The sequence below is a fragment of the Brevibacillus sp. 7WMA2 genome (assembly GCF_010748895.1).
Classification (GTDB): Bacteria; Bacillota; Bacilli; order Brevibacillales; family Brevibacillaceae; genus Brevibacillus_B; species Brevibacillus_B halotolerans.
On record NZ_CP048799.1, the window covers coordinates 4029501 to 4048244 of the forward strand.

11 protein-coding genes and 1 pseudogene are annotated in these 18744 nt (G+C 34.2%); 11 read left to right on the forward strand and 1 reads right to left on the reverse strand.

What is annotated here, in order from left to right; all coding sequences use genetic code 11:
- The first annotated feature begins 144 nt into the window (after nt 1–144).
- The 4 genes from GOP56_RS17190 (at nt 145) to GOP56_RS17205 (ending at nt 5118) form a co-directional block, all read left to right on the forward strand.
- On the forward strand, nt 145–354 hold the full coding sequence (locus tag GOP56_RS17190; RefSeq protein ID WP_163246120.1) for a hypothetical protein: 210 nt from the start codon (nt 145–147) through the stop codon (nt 352–354).
- Between the two features lie 968 nt (nt 355–1322).
- Nucleotides 1323–2606, forward strand: coding sequence for a dsDNA nuclease domain-containing protein (locus tag GOP56_RS17195; RefSeq protein ID WP_163246121.1), 1284 nt, complete (start codon nt 1323–1325; stop codon nt 2604–2606).
- Complete coding sequence (locus tag GOP56_RS17200) at nt 2587–3117, forward strand: hypothetical protein (RefSeq protein ID WP_163246122.1); 531 nt, start codon at nt 2587–2589, stop codon at nt 3115–3117. Before GOP56_RS17195 ends, GOP56_RS17200 begins: the two co-directional genes overlap by 20 nt.
- 12 nt (nt 3118–3129) lie before the next feature.
- Nucleotides 3130–5118, forward strand: a complete 1989-nt coding sequence (locus GOP56_RS17205) for an AAA family ATPase (protein WP_163246123.1) — start codon at nt 3130–3132, stop codon at nt 5116–5118.
- Nucleotides 5119–5438: 320 nt separating this feature from the next.
- Here the strand turns inward: GOP56_RS17205 and GOP56_RS24020 are convergent.
- Nucleotides 5439–6012 (reverse strand): annotated as a pseudogene (locus tag GOP56_RS24020) (transposase); the annotation flags it as partial.
- 408 nt (nt 6013–6420) lie between these two features.
- Between GOP56_RS24020 and GOP56_RS17215 the strand changes: the two are divergent.
- The 7 genes from GOP56_RS17215 (at nt 6421) to GOP56_RS17245 (ending at nt 18651) form a co-directional block, all read left to right on the forward strand.
- A complete protein-coding gene (locus GOP56_RS17215) occupies nt 6421–7260 on the forward strand; it encodes a TnsA endonuclease N-terminal domain-containing protein (RefSeq protein ID WP_163246125.1) in 840 nt (279 codons plus the stop codon).
- Nucleotides 7257–9413 (forward strand): Mu transposase C-terminal domain-containing protein, encoded by a 2157-nt coding sequence (locus tag GOP56_RS17220; protein ID WP_163246126.1) that lies wholly within the window; start codon nt 7257–7259, stop codon nt 9411–9413. Before GOP56_RS17215 ends, GOP56_RS17220 begins: the two co-directional genes overlap by 4 nt.
- Nucleotides 9388–11079 (forward strand): ATP-binding protein, encoded by a 1692-nt coding sequence (locus tag GOP56_RS17225; RefSeq protein ID WP_163246127.1) that lies wholly within the window; start codon nt 9388–9390, stop codon nt 11077–11079. The genes GOP56_RS17220 and GOP56_RS17225 overlap by 26 nt, the downstream gene beginning before the upstream one ends.
- A 27-nt stretch (nt 11080–11106) precedes the next feature.
- Nucleotides 11107–12342 (forward strand): ComEC/Rec2 family competence protein, encoded by a 1236-nt coding sequence (locus GOP56_RS17230; protein ID WP_163246128.1) that lies wholly within the window; start codon nt 11107–11109, stop codon nt 12340–12342.
- Nucleotides 12343–12384: 42 nt separating this feature from the next.
- Nucleotides 12385–14238, forward strand: a complete 1854-nt coding sequence (locus GOP56_RS17235) for a TnsD family Tn7-like transposition protein (RefSeq protein WP_163246129.1) — start codon at nt 12385–12387, stop codon at nt 14236–14238.
- Entirely contained in the window at nt 14219–15757 is a 1539-nt protein-coding gene (locus tag GOP56_RS17240) for a Tn7-like element transposition protein TnsE (protein ID WP_174250681.1), read from the forward strand. The genes GOP56_RS17235 and GOP56_RS17240 overlap by 20 nt, the downstream gene beginning before the upstream one ends.
- Nucleotides 15758–15897: 140 nt before the next feature.
- Entirely contained in the window at nt 15898–18651 is a 2754-nt protein-coding gene (locus GOP56_RS17245; RefSeq protein ID WP_163246130.1) for a type I restriction endonuclease subunit R, EcoR124 family, read from the forward strand.
- The last annotated feature ends 93 nt before the right edge of the window (nt 18652–18744 follow it).

An 18744-nucleotide genomic window follows, 5' to 3' on the forward strand; every position in this document is an offset into this window, starting at 1 on the left:
GATAAATTAAAACACATAAATCCCATTATTAACAACAATGTAACCGTTTACACATCGTATTGTATCCCTTCTATATATTATATGGAGTGTTGTACAATTCAAAGTGTAAAGAAAAGATGCTTTTGTTAAAAGGGGAATGCCATTATGAAGCTGTGGTTTCAGAAGAATGTATGGTGGTTAGGGATAGTCATAACGCTTGCGATTGCATTTTTTCCGCAAGCTTTTGCATTGGTTGGTAACCTTATGGCTAAGTATTTGTCAGTTTATTGGCTACAAGGCTCCATTGTAGTTATCGTTGTTTTGCTGAGTTTGATCCTGAAACAACTGTGTAAGAAGGACAAACATACGTTATGATAGGTGGTCCGAAACAGAAGGGACCAATGACAATCTAACCATTGTTTTCACTATCTGTCGGTTTGGTTCCTACTATGTACCCTAATTCGAACAGAACATTTACAGACCTAGGACAACATCGTTGCGATTTTAATGCTTTGTAGTGCATGCTGTACTTGAAGTGCATGAATATTTGTAGGATAATGGCGTCCACGTACAGCCCCTTCACGGATTCCTTCAGTGACCATGCTGCGCACGAAACCGAGGGGGCTGCGCTAACGAGGTTTGTTAAATCTCGTAACTATGGATGTCTTACGTAAATGGACGGGACGATTCCACAATTAGGGACAGATTCTCATGCAGCTATCTGTTTTCTTTGAGGATCGCGTACGACCACACATCCGTTAACAAATAAGAGAAAGGCTTCATTTCTGAAGGGATTGTCTTTTTCTACACCAACGCGTCAAGGGTTCGTTTAACCTTATGCCCTTGACTCAGTTGACTCCGAAAAAGATATCCTAATTAGGGGGATGAAAACTTTTCATATATCGGTTGAATAAGTTTACAGGAAATTATTTACATATGCTGTTGGTGGAGAAAATGAAAATGCATCGAAGTAACCAAACTAAATGTGACGTTTCAAGGTATTTTGTCGTCTAGAAGGTCTTATCATGGCTTCTCAGTAAGAGTCCGATGTGAAATAATTAAAATTTTTAAAGGTATGAGTTTTCAAGACGTTGAACAGGGGATGGATCTAGGACGTCATAGATAAATGGTGATAGGTGTAAAAGTTGGTAAACAGTCAAGACGATCTCGTGTCCTAAACTGCTATGGCTACTGGTTGAATTCTATTTGGAATTTCCCAATTTAAAGTAGTAATATTAATTTTTAGTAATAGAGGTAATTTTAAAGAATTGTAGAAGTGATATAGAGTGATACCAAAGACCTACATTCAAAATTAGTTGACTATCTAACGGGGGAGATATCGTTTGAGCGAAATTATTGAACCATCTTCTTCTTTTGATGCATTACCACATGAGCAATTGTCAACCTCTGATCCAGGTGATGAGACTCAAAAGAGATTCAGATACCAACATACCTACACAGCTCTAGTTGCTATTCAAATGTATAATGGCCAATTACCGTATAAAGAACTGTTTTGTGAGCATCATGAAGACATTTTGGCAATTAACGAGGATGGAACATATCATGGTATTCAAATAAAAACGAGGCAATTAGTTGATGGAGCTTTTGAAATTAACGATGCGGCTATTTTAGGCAGTTTAATTAGATTTATTAAACTATCTAACATGTATCAGAATAAGTTTTCTAAATTTGTAATTGTCTCGAACTGTCCGTTTCGTAAAGATGAGTCTGGAAAAAGTCTCGTAAATTTATTAAATCAAGTTAAAACGGGGAAAACAGAAGGATTTAATCCTAGAGATTTACAAAAATATGTGGAAAATTTGGTTGATAAAACAGGAGCACCAATAAATGAAGTACTAGGTGTTTTAGCAATCACCGAAGTTCAAGAAGGGCCAGGAATCGATGATATAGATGCAAAAGTAATTAATGACCATCTTGGAAAATTAACGATATGTCATAGTGTAGCTATAGAAAAAATCAGAATGATACACCGACTTTTAGTTGAAAAAATTTATGGTGCGTCTTCAAAACGTACGAATAATGCTGTGAAGGATTATTGTGCACTAATTGGCGGAAGTACAATTGCTAACGCTGAAGAAATTAACACAAAAAGAATTACTAAGCATGCAGTAGGACTACTTATTGAAACTAATATAAAGGGTGGAGTTTTTTTAAGTACCCCTAGTGCAGTTGACGGTATTACTTCTTCAGAGTCTGGCCAACTTATGAGATATAAAATGTCTTGTGGTCTTGTAGACATTGAAGATATTGATGTTATGGACGATTTACGTGCAGCAGCTGAAGATTATTTTATAAGTAACAGTTATCGGGTAGAAAACAAAGCACAGTACTTAAATCAATACAATCAAATCCGTTCCATTGTTACTAATCAGTCTGTAGAAGCTAGATCAAGGTGTAGAAAACCAGACACTCCTTATGGAACAGAAATGCTACAAAATATTGAAGACCGTCTAGAAAGCATTTCTATGAATCGTAAAGAGGACGTGTTTCATACCCCATATGAAATTCTTAAAGGCTTAGTGGGAATTTTAACAAATGATTGTAAAATCGCATTTAGTAAAGAACCAATTGGGGGATGGAAAAATCGTGACCAAATCATTAATTGAATCTGTCATTTCAGTGGATGAGCAAGAGGAGTTGCACTTGGTAAGAATAATTATCCTACTAAATATTTTAAGAGGAAAAAAGCAGACGGTCACGCTGGAACTAGCAACCTTATCAAAATTGGACTTTTTATTAAGATATCCCGTTGCACTTGAACGGGCTCTTAGTAATCTTTCCAGTAAAAAAGTAATCCAATTATCTGAAGCGGAAAAAAATAATATTGAGAGTAAAATGCTTTACTTTAGATATAGTCCTTGGAGTGCTTCTTTTCGACGGTTACTCGTACTTTTAGAAGCTAGATGTTTAATAACATGGAATTTAGTAGGCATGAAAGTTGAGTTCAGCTTGACTAATGAAGCTGAAGATATTGTTTTGAAATTATATAAGGAACATACGTTTGCTGAAATGGTTGAACAAAGTAAAATAATTAAAACGCAAATATTTAAACTTTCTAATGTTAGATTAAATGAAATCATGAATAGGGCTATATCTGATGTAGTAATCAACTATTAAGGAGTTTTCAAAGTGAAAATACAGTTGGCTAATCTAACACTAAGGTGTCGCAAGGCCTTAATTAATGTTCCTTTTGCCAAATCAATTACTTTTTTATATGGCAAAATGGGGGCTGGGAAATCTACGATTTTACATCTAGTTGATTTCTGCCTGGGGAATGAACTTGTACAAACCCCAGCATTACAACAGGAGTTTAATGGGGCAGAACTAGAAGTACTAATTAACAACTTCCGCCACATAGTATTTAGTAGAGATAAGGGGTCAAATCAAGTCAATGTAACATGGATGGACGTTAATACAGAGGAAACTTGGAATGTCATTGCACCTATTTCGTCAAAATCGGATGCAATACCACTGATTCCTAGTAGTTCTATTTACAATTTATCTGATCTTATTTTTTATTTATGTAATATCCAACCACCAAGAGTAAGGAAAAGTAAATTAAAAGAAGATACAGAGTTAATTCGTTTAAGTTTTAGAGATCTTATGTGGTACTGTTATCTAAGCCAAGATGGAATCGATAGCTCCTTTTTTTATTTAGGGCGTGATGAGCATGATTATAAACGATACAAAAGCCGTGACATTATGCGACTGTTACTTGGATTTCATCAAGAGAATGTTGCATATTTGGAAGGAGAACTTTATGAAACAAGGAGAAACAAGGCTTCAAAGTTGGAAGCAGTAACTCAAATAAACAATTTTTTAAAAGAAAGTAAAATCGCAGACAAATTTGAGATAGAGCGTAATTTGGAAAGCTTAGACGTTGAATTACATAAAAAGAAACAGGATTTGTTTGATATAAGAAATACTATAATTAGGAATAATAAACATTTAATTGATGAATATAAAACTACAGCAATAATCTATTCAAAAACTCTAGAAGAACTATCTAAAGCTGCTCTGGATACGGAGGAGCAAATAAAGACAAGAAAAAGACTACAAAATGAATATAATATTACATCAATTAAGGTTAGTAGATCGATTGTTGCGAAAAATGCATTAAAAGGTGTTGCATTTTGCTCGTGTCCAGAGTGTGGACAAGATTTAAATTTAGTAGTTCCAGTTAATCATTGCAAAGTTTGTACACAAGAAATTAAAGATCGAACTGATGTTGATGAGACAGAATTGCTTCAAGTTGATTTGAAAACACGACAACGTGAGCTACAGGACTTTCTATTAAGGTTAGAGAAGAAAAAAAGTGATATAGAGCAGGAACGTATAAATATTTCTAGAGAGAAAGCGAAAATCGACTGGAAGTTAGTGGAGTTTGAAAGTGAGTATGATTCAGCGTACTTATCTTTGGCAAGAGAACTCGAGAGAGAAATAGGTAGTATAACTGCAAATAAACAAGCCCTGATAAATCTATTACCCTTACCGGGAAAAGTTGAACAGCTTTATAAAGAGGTAGAGAATTTAATCGTCGAAGAGGAGAGATTAAAAAGAGAACTAAAGGAAGCAAGGGCAAAAGCAGAAAAAGATGCGACTAATTTGCAAGAACTGAAAGACTTTTTTCTCGATAATTTATGGCAGGTTGGATTCTCAGGAATTCACCAGGATGACCTAGTCGAAATAAATACGACTGACTTCATCCCGCATATTACTAGAAAGGGACAGGACGATCTATTTGTAATGAATTTTTCCAATCTGAGCAGTGGCGGAAAGAAAACAATATTCAAATGTTGTTTCGCACTAGCTGTTCATCGATTGGCAGCAAAAAAAAAGATTGAAATCCCTTCATTTGTAATGATTGATACACCTATGAAAAATATAAGTGAACGAGAAAACAAAGATATATTTGAAGGTTTTTATCGCTTTATTTATAAATTGTTTGCTACTGAACTTAAAGAGAGGCAACTAATAATTGTTGATAAGGAGTATATTGAGCCAGATGAGCCATTAATAAGAGAATACTATATGAATGGTGATAATTTTATTGTGAAGCACATGACACCTGATGACGATAAACACCCTCCGTTAATTCACTATTATCGTGGATTATAAGAAACGGACATGTCTGAGCAAAGTGTGAGCATCATTTGTAGGCACAAAATCACACTATCGACAACAAGTATACTTTTTTTAAAAAGTAAGCGTAAAATAACCCCAACCGCATGACCGGGTCGCTTTACAATAACGAATTTTGTATGGGAAACACTTGTTTATGTAGATATTGTTATTACTTGTTGAAATGGAAAGTCGTTGAAATTCTAAGTTTGAAGATTATTTTAATTTATAAAGACCGGTTATCATTCGTTATGAAGTGACCCCAAAAGGATAGACATGTAATTTAATTAAACAGCGTTTAGGACTTGAGTTCGGTATTATACTGGACTCAAGCCTTTGAATTTTACCTTGATACATTTGTACTATAGTAATCGATGCATTTCACTAGTTTTTTTTAAAAATGTTCAACACTGTCAAATTCTTGTGTATATAAAAATTCGGATTTTAATATGCCAAAGAAATTCTCAATAAACTGCGTTATCATAGCAGTTTCCTTTCGCGACATAACTCTGCCTAATGTTTCTTTCTTTTAATGCATCTTAGTACTTATTCATTTGGTAATGTCAGCCTTGATCCGAGTAAATAAGTAGCTTGTCTTCGCCTGTTAGTCGTTTAAAAGCCTGTTCAATCATAGTGAAACAAGAGAATATTTTGGTCCTGAATCAATGTTTTTAATTCGGCATGTTTGTTTGGAGAACCTAGGAGTTCTTACATAATAATAATAATACGTACTGCGTGGAATGCCAGCGAGCTTGAGTAAAGCATTTAGATAATATCCTTAGCTCAAATACTTGCGCTTTTCTTGCTTTGTAATTTTTCCTTGCTTTAAACTAAGGCATTCAACTTTTTTAAGTAAGCATTCTCCATGCGTAAGCGTTCTAATTCTGCTTGTTCGTCATGAAGCTTCTCTCCGTTATATATGGAGGTGTATTGTAAAAGAAAAGATTTTTGCCCTTCGATTCTCGATATGAAATATTTTTTTCTTATCAGGTATAATGATACATCATGTGTCGATTTTCCCTGTGGGAATCATTATGCATTGTAAAAATCTATCCATAAACGAAAAGTGACATGTTTTGTTGCTTGAAAACACAAAAAGTGACGCCTTAAATTACAAATAGGGACAAAAGTTCGTTACAAAACTAGCGAAATAGAGCATTATAAGGGACAAATTATATTACTACTCACAATGGTGTAGATTTGAAATAAAGTAGCGATGTTTATAAAAAAGATGCGATGTTTTGAATAAAGTCGCGATGCTTTACCCCTTTAGACATGATTATCTAAAGGGGTGTTTTTATGTCTAAAAGAAAAAGAACATCTGAAATTGAAAAGTGGATAAAAGAAGGTCGTGGTTCAGGTATCGGTATAAATTATAAACCGTGGCTGAAAATTCAAGATGTATCCTCTCTAGGGCGTTCAACTCGTTTGAAAGGAATAAAAACGAGTAGGCAACATGAATTTTTGTCAGATTTAGAACGAAACTACTTTTATTTGATTGAATATTCCGATTGTATTTTCGGTATTCGTGAGCAATTTCCTTTACTACCGTTGGAAGAAACAATCGTTATTGCAGATGAGTTAGGTATTAAGCATCCTACTAATCCTAAAACTGGTGAACCGATTGTGATGACAACGGATTTTTTATTAACAGTAGATAAAGGACAAGGTGTATTTGAAGTGGCTCGTACAATTAAAATGAAGGATGAATTATTAAAGGAACGTGTATTGGAAAAGTTCGAGATTGAACGAGAGTATTGGCAGAGGAGAGACGTTGATTGGGGCATGGTTACAGAGAAAGAGATTCATAAAGTAATGGCACGGAATATTAGCTACATTCATGACTATTACAATATTCGAGATTATGATGTATTTCAAAAAATGAGTTCGCAGCTCATCGAGGATTTATCTTTATCGTTGATGCAAAGATTGCTAAACGATTCATGCAGTGTTCGTATTATTACAAGTGAATTTGATTCAGATACACATCTGCCTTTTGGGAGTGGTGTGACCCTTTTTTATCATTTGCTTGCTCAGAAAATTATTGTGATAGATATGCTTAAACCAATAAATTTAGAGGAGGCTATTGATATTAAGTCGATTGATGAAAGCAAGTTGAAGCAGGTGAAATACGGATGATTTATATTAATCAAGTGCTTCAATATGTAACGGATTCTAAGAGGATACGTGTAATCGACATTGAGGAATCGTATGTGTATATCGTTAATATTGATACGACGAGTGCTATGCCTCAAAAAGAACTATATAGTGTTTTACAGACGGACATTAAACAAGGTGAGCTTCTAGTGGTTATGGATCCTTATGCAAAAGCTATTCCAGATAACGAATTAACAGAAGTACAAATACGAAAACGTGAAGAAGATTGGTATATAGTTGAAAAATATATTCTTCATAATATGAGTGAACTACTTAATAAACAAGGTCGTGAAAATAAGATTCAGGAGATTGTTAAAGACAGTGGACTTGGGAAAACGAAGGTAAAAAAGCTTCTCAGTCGTTATTGGCAGCGTGGTATGAACCAAAATGCGATGTTACCTGATTACGCAAATTCTGGTGGTAAGGGAAGAAGCAAATCTTTAACAAATACCAAAATAGGACGCCCTCGAAGAGTAAATATTAGTGGGAATTATCAAACGGGTATCAATATTACTGATGAAGTTAAGGTGCAATTTGAACACGCCATTAACAAGTACTATCGCAAAACAAATAATTATTCACTAACAGATGTATATCATTTTATTTTGCGTGATTTCTATTCAAACCGCTATAAAGAGAATGGTGAAATGAAATACCATGTTTGGGATGCTAGTCGAATACCTTCATATAATCAGTTTTACTATTGGTTTAAAAAACTAGAGGATCCGAAAAAAGATATTCAATTCCGTAAGAGTGCCAAGGAATTTGAGTCTAAACATAGACCAATTTTAAGTGATTCGAAATCCGAAACAAATGGACCAGGAACGCATTTCCAAATTGATGCAACGATCGCAGACATTTATTTAGTTAGTTCCTTGGATGTAAATAAAGTAATTGGTAGACCAGTTATTTACGCTGTAATCGATGTGTATTCTCGTATCGTTACAGGATTATATGTCGGATTAGAAGGTCCATCATGGATTGGAGCGATGATGGCTTTAGATAATATGGTCGCAGATAAAGTGAATTTTTGTAAACAGTATGGGATTGAAATACTTGAGGAGCAATGGCCTACAAATCATTTACCCGAAATCATTATTGCTGATCGAGGTGAGTTTGAAGGATACTCTGTTGAAAATCTAATTAATAATTTAAATATCAAAATTGAAAATACAACCGCTTATCGAGGGGATTTAAAGGGAATTGTAGAACGTAAATTTCGTACATTGAATGGTAAGGTAAAACAAAAGACGCCTGGGGCAATTCAAAAGGAATATCGTGAGCGAGGAGACCGAGATTATCGCTTAGATGCGACTTTAAGTCTTAAAGAATTTACAGTAATAATTATTACGCTAGTTCTTCATCATAATCATAAAATTATTGATAAATACCCAATGGAAAAAGAAATGATTACAGATGGCTTTGTACCAACTCCAATCAAATTATGGAACTGGGGGATTCAAAATCGTAAAGGAAGACTAAGAACTGTTGATAGAAATATTCTAAGGTTAAATGTTTTGCCACGTGGGAAAGGTATCATTTCTAGAGCAGGCATTAAATTTAAAAATCTATTATATGGTTCAAAACAAGCTGTCGAAAAGCAATGGTATCTAAAACTAAGAAATAAGAGTATCGAAATAGTTTACGATCCACGTAACGTAGAGAAAATTTATATTCCGCATGATAATGGGATGGATTTTGAGTCTTGTATTTTACTTGAGCCAAGTCAACAATATCGTAACGACTTCTTAGAAGAAGTTATTTTCCAACAACAATTACGAAGTGAATTGGAAGAGATCGAACGTTCCAATCAAATACAACTAACGATTAATACAGATGCAAAGATGGATGAAATCATTAAAAAGGCAAAGAACAAGAAACATCAATCTTTAAACGCATCTACTAGCAAAAGAGAAAAAATTGCATCTATTAGAGAAAATAAAAGTACGGAAAAGCAGTTAAATAGACAGCAAGAAAAGTTTGACTTGTCACCAGCGGCTGTTAGTGAGAAAGCAGAAGTAATTGATTTTTCTACAAAAGAAAAGGTACAAAGTGAGCTATCTAAAAGGCCTAGCTCTCGCCTAATGGAAAAATTAAAGAAAAAGCGAGATGAGAAGTTTGGAAAAGACGAATAATCTTGTCCTTAAAGGTGATTTTGAAGAGGCCAATTACAAAGAGCAGGTTTTATCTGAGTATGACAATAATCCCTTTATCGAAGCGCTCCCACCAATCTTTGATGAGGATGATGTGTTAGAAAGATTTATGGTAACGCCACGTATTACAGAGCAAGATAAACAAAGTGAAACGAACATTCGCTATCATGTGTTGAAGCGTGTGAAAAACTTCATTCAACCTTTGCCTATCCATTTTGAAGTAGAGCGTCGCCTATCGACTTTAATTCGCCGAGGATATTTAGCACGTAATCCATTAGATAAAACATTTCTAGAGCGTATTCGGGTTTTACACCAGCTAAGAGAAGATGAAGAGGAAGCACATAAATATATTGATGAGCGATTAAATTATATTCGCTCCACAGCAGATAGTTTATCGATTATTGGCATTTCAGGTATTGGGAAAACAACAGCAATTGAGCGCTTGCTACTTATGTATCCGCAAGTTATTAAACATGAAGCTTACAAAGGACAAGCGTTTAATCGTACACAAATTGTTTGGCTTAAAATCGATTGTCCATATGATGGCAGCTTATCTACAATGTGTAAAGGATTCCTCAAGGCGATTGATGAGCTACTTGGTACTCGTTATTTGGAGAAGTATGGTTATTTAAATCGTGTTACATCAACGATGCTTTTACACATGACTTCCTTAGCAAGTATGTACGGTATTGGTGTGTTAGTTATTGATGAAATTCAGCACTTACTACATTCAAAAAATGATCAAGAAGAGATGTTGAACTTTTTTGTTACATTATCAAATACAGTCGGCATCCCTACAGTGTTAATTGGCACCTCGAAGGCCCAACAATTATTTAAAGGAAACTTCCGTCAAGCTCGTCGTGCAGCAAGTGATGGTGCAATTATTTGGGATCGTATGGCTGAGGACAGTGAGGAATGGGAGTTCTTTTTAGAAACATTATGGGAGTTACAATGTTTAAAAACTCGTTCAGAGCTTACTGGCGAAATTAAAAAGACGTTTTATGAAGAATGCCAAGGAATTACTTCGGTAGCTGTAAATTTGTTTATTCTGGCACAGGAACGAGCACTATTTGATGAAGTAAACAAAAATGAGAGTATTACTTCTCGTGTGTTAAAGAAAACAGCTAAAGAGGATATGAAAATTATTCAGCCGATGCTTAATGCCATTCGTAAAAATGATCTGAAGGCGATGTATAGGTATGAGGATATTATGATTAATCTGGATGAATTAATGATTAACCATAAACAAAATAATGAGTACGAAGGTAAAATTAAAGAGGCGATGAAAGAGCGTCAAAACACGTTGCGATATAAGAGGCAAGATACAATTGAAAGTTTAAGCATTGAAGTTGCTTCACTAGGGATTTTTGATGCTTTGAGTGTAAATACCATACGGAAATTAATAAAAACGATTGTTGAAAAGCACCCTATAGATATCAGATATAATGATTTGAAGTTTGAAGCGATTCAATTAATGGTGGAATTCAATAAGAGAAACAAATTAAAAAAAGAACAATCTAGTGTCAAAACTATTGAAATACTCCATCTTGTAAAATTAAGAACACAAGCCATGGATTGTAAAAAGCACCCCTATGATTTTTTAGAAATGAATGGTTATATAAAAAATCCTATAAAAGAGCTTTACTAATAAGATACATTTAGGGAGATTTGGATAATGAATTTATACTGTGAACGAGTCCTTTTTGATTATGAAAAACAAGCATATGAGGTAGTATTTGATTTTAATAACATGTCAGATTTAGAAGAATTAGCAAGACGTACAAACGTACAAATTTCAAACGTGCCATCCCAAACACTATTAATCCTTAATAATTTGAAATTTGAAAGTTATAAAGGCCCGCGAGCTGGATTTTGGTATGATATACCGATTTGTTTTTTTGAAAATTTTAAAATGATAAATGAGGAATCTGAATATAGATTGATTAAGTTTAATTTAACAATGCGTGATGATCAAAAGTTAAATTTTCAACAATTTAGAACGATAGATGGAAAGCTATACAAGAAAAATGAGGAAACTAAAGATTTTTATGATTCTGAGTTTTACAAGGATATAAAAGAAATAGGAGATATCCGAAATTTACAATTGATTGTTAGGGATGTTGGATGTGGTAATTTGAATGAAGTGAGTGGGGAAAAGCTTTGTCCTATTTGTAATCTTGAATGCTGTAATTGGAGAGGTGTAAATGAAGATAGATTTCGTCTTATTTATGACCTTGGGGGGGATGTGAAATTTAGTAATAAAGAGATGGATGATATCTTTGATAGAGCAAACTTAACGAGTCCTTTTTATGCTGTTATTAGTCATTGGGATTTAGATCATTATAGAGCAATTTTAGATTTAGATGATACTCAACTAAGATTAATGAAAAATATAGTTGTACCGTCTAAAATGCCGAATACTCTTCAGTTAAACAAGGGGTTAAATCGTTTACAATCCTTTGGGATAAACATTGATATTATTCCCCCTGCCCTTAAAAGAGAAAGGAGCCGAAGAATTGAATTAATTTCTCGAGGAAAGATACATAACTTTAAATTATTCCGTTCAAGTGATGGTGCTAATATCAATCAAAGCGGTATTGTACTTACTATTGAGGGGGATAGAAAAGTTGCAGTATTAACGGGGGACCATCACTACCCGCAAATTTATAATGGTGTATTAAATAGAAGTTCTATAAAGCCTTACGAGTTAGTTGTACCTCATCATGGGGGAAACGCGGGTGATTTTGATTTAAGTCTTTGGAACAGAATACCTCTTGCATCAGGTGGGTTATCTACAAAATCATTTAGATACAAAAACTTGCCTCAAGGAAAAATACACAATTTTTTTATAACGCAAAAATCATTTCATTGTACAGAATGCCGAGAATCAGATTATGTAACGACACTATAGATAGTTTATTAAGGTGATCCATTTAAAAGGGGAGATGATAGTTTGTTACCTTTCTTCACTAATCCATATCCAGATGAGCTGATGTATTCAGCGATTGCACGTTATCACTTTTATAGTGGGAATCTTGACTGTAAAGATACGTTAGAAGAAGTGTTTCAAAGTCGATCTGTGATTCCGAGTGTGGAGATTGGTAGCCATTTGTCCATATTAGCTGAGCAACTAGGCTCTAACTATTCTGTTGAGACTATATTAGCTAGTAATACAATTTATCCTTATTATGCAATGTTTTTAACAAAGCAGCGTCAGCAAGAAATTCTACGAGACGTTTCTAGTAATGGACAAGCACTTTATACAAGACTCGGTATGATTGCAGGAAGTATTTGTAGAAAATCTGGAATCTATTATTGTGCAGATTGTACAAAAAGTGATGTAGAGCAATTTGGAGAACCATATATACATCGAGAGCATCAGCTACAAGGCATTGATTACTGTCCCCACCATGAGGTGCAATTGAGAAAATATCCAGTAGAGACAACTGGCCGTATTGAATATATTCGATTTGAGTTAAAAAATATGAATCTATCTTCTATTTACAAAGCTGACCCTTTTGCAGAAACTTCAATTCACTTATCAAAACAAGCATATAAATTATTGCAATTACCATTGCATAAATTTTTACGTGAAGATATTAAGCTGAAATACCGTGCGTTATTGTTTGAATTAAATCTGATTACAGTTTCGAATCGAGTACGTCAAAAAGAATTGTATCAAGCGTTTCAAAGTAAGTTCCTTAAAGGTTTTTTAGAGAAGTATGAGAGTAATCTAAATATAGCGGATGAGTATAACTGGTTAAAAGTGATTACTCGTAATACCAAGCGCCATGTACATCCTTTTAGGCAGTTGTTAATGCTTTATTTCTTAGAACAGGATATAGCTGACTTTGTGAATCAAAAGGCTCATGTAGGTCCGTTTGGTGTGGGGCCTTGGCCTTGTTTAAATAAAGCAGCAACACACTATAAAGAATCAGTCATTCCTAGTATTGAGGTTACAAGATATTTTAAATCGACAGCCTCAATTGGTACATTTAGCTGTTCTTGTGGCTTCGTCTATGCAAGAAAAGGCCCTGATAGGTCTTTAGAAGATCGATTTCGCATAGGAAGAGTAAAAGTATTTGGTGAATTGTGGAAGTCAAAGCTTAAACAGTTGTCTAATAGAAAATTTAGTACCAGGGCAATTGCGAGAGAATTAGGAGTCGATTCAAAGACAGTTAAAAAGTATTTAGAGGGATATGAGGTAGTAAGTAACCAAGCAAAAATAGAGAATAAAGCGTTACTTGAACAGTATAGAAACGAGCTGATAGAAGGTATACAGAAACTCCCTAATTTATCTCGTACAGCTTTGAGAGAACGTTTTAAAAAGCAATATATGTTCTTATATCGGCATGATAAAGAATGGTTGATAAAGAATTTGCCTATAAAACAAAAAAAGCTAGAGTCAATTAAAACAGTAGACTGGAATAAACGAGATAGAGAATATGTTACAAAAATAAAAATGCTCTATAAAGAGTTATTAGCAAAAGAAAGACCTATTCGAATAACGATTTCAGCGATAGGTAAACGATTAGGAATATTAGCGAACTTGGAGCGTCATTTAGATAAACTATCGCAGACGAAGGAACTATTAGAAGAAATAACTGAGTCAGTCGAGCAATTTCAAATTCGTAGGTGTTGTAAAGTGATTGACCAAATGATAACGATGGATGAACCAGTTATACTATGGAAAGTGCAGCGTATAGCAGCAGTAAAAACGCATCATTTTCATGAAATAAAACCAAAGTTAGAAGAATATTTAAAAAAGAAACAGGATGTGAGTAACGATGAGAAAACAACAGGTTAAACTGAATAATTGGCCATTTGATGAAGGAGAGCAAGTTCAATTAACTTGGATTAGCTCTCCTTTTTTGCAAGATAAAAAAACGATGATCCATGCTTATTTTAGAGCAAATGATAGGACTGAAAAATTATTAGTTGATTGGGGAACGTTGCCAGCTTTAGCTATTCAGCATTACTACATGAACGGCGACATTAGTCAAAGTATTCCTCCGTCAGGTATAGAAGAAGTCGAAATTACAATTTACCCAAACGCTGTGACCTATTCAGAAAGAGCTTGGAGTATATTTGGTACAAATGATAAAGATGTTTCGCGTAGTTTCACTGTTTCATACCGAAATAAAAAATATATCTTGCCTCTTATTGAAATTGTGCGTAGTATTTTAGCACCAAATCGATTTTTATTATATCGTTTATTTGAAACGAATTCTTTTCCGCAATATTTTATTGAGCAATATGAGCCCAATAAGCTACATCTAGATTTTTCATCACAATATCATCGTAAGTATACGAAAGACTCCTACTTATTCCAGCTAGTATGGCTTTTAACAAATTCAGGTCTAAGACAAGTGTTCGAAAATACAGCTTATACCTTTATTAATACAGGAGTCCTACGGTTTGATTGGTTATTCAAGCAACCTATTACCGTTACTGCTGTTGTGAAATCAAGTGTAGCGGGAGGAACTATCCTTCGAATAAAGAACGTTAAAAATAAAAAGATTCCTTATAAAGAGATTTCATTTACTCATCCAGAGATAATGCAAAATGAAAGGGCAAGCGAAGCTAAAAAATATGCATTTCATTCAAAGCAGAATGGTGGTATAGATGAACCTGAAATGAAATTAGATGAAGAAGCTGAGGGAACAACTGATGATTTTGATTTAATAGAAATGGATAATCAAATTCATGAATACGAAAAGCTCCCGAAGGTAACAAAAATTCGTAGAAATTCTAATAAGCAACGAACACAAGAAGATGAAAATACAAAACGTTATTTTATTGAGGATAATGCACGGAGATCCACCGCTGATGTTGGTGGTAATCAGCTTGTAAGAGGAATAGAAAATAAATCTTTATATGAGATACAGGCACAAGGTGAATTATTGGATTTTATTAATGTACTTAAGGTTTTAGAAGGTTATCCAGAAGTTAAAGCAATTAATGTAGCTACAGGTATATTACCAACAGGGAGTGAAAAGCGAAAATTTAGTTACTTAGATGACGGAATTACAAATCGTAAGTACATAGTACCTAGTATAGAATTATTTAATGGGAGACAGTACAAAGTTTTGGAAATAGAACGAGAAAGTCGTTCTTTATCTATGTTGATATTGTCCGCAACTATCAGTGTGGAATGGTCTTCGATTATTCAAGACATGTTGTCGGGCTTAGTGGATAAAAATGGTGTTTGGGCCAAGGAATTGATTATGGGGATAGAAAGAGAAGGTATTGTTGTAAAAAAAGCTAAACACAGTAAGAAAAGCGTTATACATAAAGCTAAATTGTTATTTGAAAAGCTAGTTTGACAAATCGTATAATTTCCCATAGAACAAATTTAGTAATATATTTTATGGAATATTAATACAGAAATTCTTTTCGATGGTATGATTATTGATAGGTAAAGATATTTTGAATATATAAAAGTGGATATGTGGGGGATATGGAAGTGGGTTATCAGTCAGAAGCACAACTAGAAAATCATTTAGTCGAGCAATTGCAAAAACAAGGTTATGAAGCTGTTCAATTATCGGATTATGCAGCTGTATTAGCCAATTTTCGTGCGCAATTAAATAAGTTCAATGAGAAGAAATTAAATGGGCAACCGTTAACAGATAAAGAATTTAAGCGTGTGCTTGTTGCAACAGAAAATAAAAGTATTTATGAGTCTGCAAAAATCTTACGTGATAAGTTGCTAATCGAGCGTGAAGATGGTACGGGGCTTTATTTAGAACTTATGAATACGAAACAATGGTGTAAAAACTTATTCCAAGTGACAACGCAAACGACAATGTTTGGCAAATACGAAAATCGTTACGATGTCACCGTTTTCATCAATGGGTTACCAATCGCCCAAATCGAGTTAAAGCGAAGAGGATTAGATTTTAAAGAAGCATTTAACCAAATTCAGCGTTACCGTCGCCATTCGTTCCAAGGGCTCTATCACTTCTTACAAATTTTTGTTGTAAGTAATGGCGTCGATACGAAATACTTCTCAAATTCTGATTATGATATTCAATTTGGTTTTACATTCTTCTGGTCAGATGAAGAAAACAATATTATTACGAACTTACAGGAGTTCACGAAGGCCTTTTTACAACCTTGTCATTTAGCGAAAATGGTAAGCCGCTATATGATTATTAACGATACGGATAAGGCCTTAATGGTCATGCGTCCTTATCAAGTATATGCGGTGGAAGCGTTAGTCAAACGTGCGACGGAGACGAATAATAACGGTTTTATTTGGCACACAACCGGTTCGGGTAAAACATTGACATCGTTTAAATCTGGACAAATTTTAGCGAATGAAGAAAGTATCAAAAAAGTATTCTTCTTAGTAGACCGTCAAGATTTAGATAGCCAAACGACTGCGGAATTTAATAAGTTTGAAAAAGGTTCTGTCGACCGTACGGATAAAACGGATGAATTAATTAAACAAATCAAAAATCCAATGAAGCGTTTTATCGTAACAACGATTCAAAAAATGAGTAACGCCGTTAAAAATCCACGTTATGAGAAAGTAATGGAGCCTTACAAGCAAGAGCATGTCGTCTTTATTATTGATGAATGCCATCGTAGTCAATTTGGTGATATGCGTAAAGATATTGATCATCACTTCCAAAATGCACAATACTTCGGATTTACGGGTACGCCACGATTTGAAGAAAATAAAAGCCAAGATGGTCGTACTACAGCGGATTTATTTGAAAAGTGTTTGCATCATTATTTAATTAAAGATGCGATTCGTGATGGGAACGTATTAGGCTTCTCAGTTGAATACATTAGCACGTTCCAATCTAAAGTGGATGAATTCGATGATACGAAAGTAGAAGGAATTGATACAGATGAAGTATTGCACCATTCTACACGATTAAATATGATTGCAGATCACATTATCGATAATCATAGTCGTCGTGCGAAAAGTAAAGGATATTGCGGCATTTTTGCAGTGGATTCAATTCAAACATTAATTAAATACTACGATTTGTTTAAAGCAAAAAATCATAACTTGAAAATTGCAGGAATCTATTCATTCGGTGCTAATGAGGAAAGTGACGGTACAGAAGAACATTCACGTGAAGCATTGGACCGCATAATTGTGGACTATAATCATCTGTTTGGAACAGATTACTCAACAGATACATGGGACCGTTATTTCTCAGACGTATCGAAAAAGATGAAGCAAGCACAGATCGATATTTTATTAGTCGTAAATATGTTCTTAACAGGTTTTGACAGTAAGCCATTAAATACATTATATGTCGACAAAAACTTGCAGTATCACAACTTATTACAAGCTTATAGTCGTACAAATCGTGTGGAAAAGGCAACGAAGCCGTATGGTAATGTGGTTTGTTACCGCAATTTAAAAGACCAAACAGATGATACCATTCGTTTATTCTCTAAAACAAATTCAGTAGATGATGTGTTAATGCAAAACTATGATGCCTATTTAGCAAAATTTAAAGAAGCATTAACGGATTTAAAGAAAGTTGCAGCATCACCAGAACAAGTAGATGCACTCCAAACCGAAGAAGAGCAACGTGAATTTATTGTGGCCTTCAAAAACGTCACGAAAATGCTTCAACGCCTGCAATCATTTTCAGATTTTGAATTTGATGAAGATGAACTGCAAATTACAGAGCAATCCTATGAGGATTATAAAAGTAAGTACTTCAAAATCCATGACCGCCTGAAAAAAGAGGATCCTCGTAAAGAATCAATTCTACAAGACATTGATTTTGAGTTGGAGTTAATGCATACAGACCGCATTAATGTTAGCTATATTATGAATTTAATTGCTAATTTAACAATGGATGATGAAAAAACAAGAGATCAAGAAATTAAGTTAATCAAACAAGAGTTAGATCACGCATCTGATGAAAAGTTACGATTAAAAGTCGAGCTCATTCATAATTTCTTAGATAAAATCGTGCCACAGCTTGGCGCAAATGTATCAATTCTTGATGAATATTCAAAGTATGAAGAGGAAGTACAGGAAGAAGAAATGAATACCTTTGCAAGCGAAGTTGGGTTAGATCAATCTGTTTTAAAAGAACAAGTGGCGACATATGAATATGCCAATATCATTGAAGATAGTACAATTATGGACCGTTTATCAGGTTCGTTCTTAAAGAAAAATAAGGCGATTAAAGCGATTAAAAGCTTTATTCATGAGCAAGTAGCAAAATATGGAGCATAGAAAAAAGAGAGGGGATTCCCCTCTCTTTTTGTGTTATTTTAAAAAATATCAAGAAATAAATGCGTATTAACTTGATATTATTTAAAATATCAT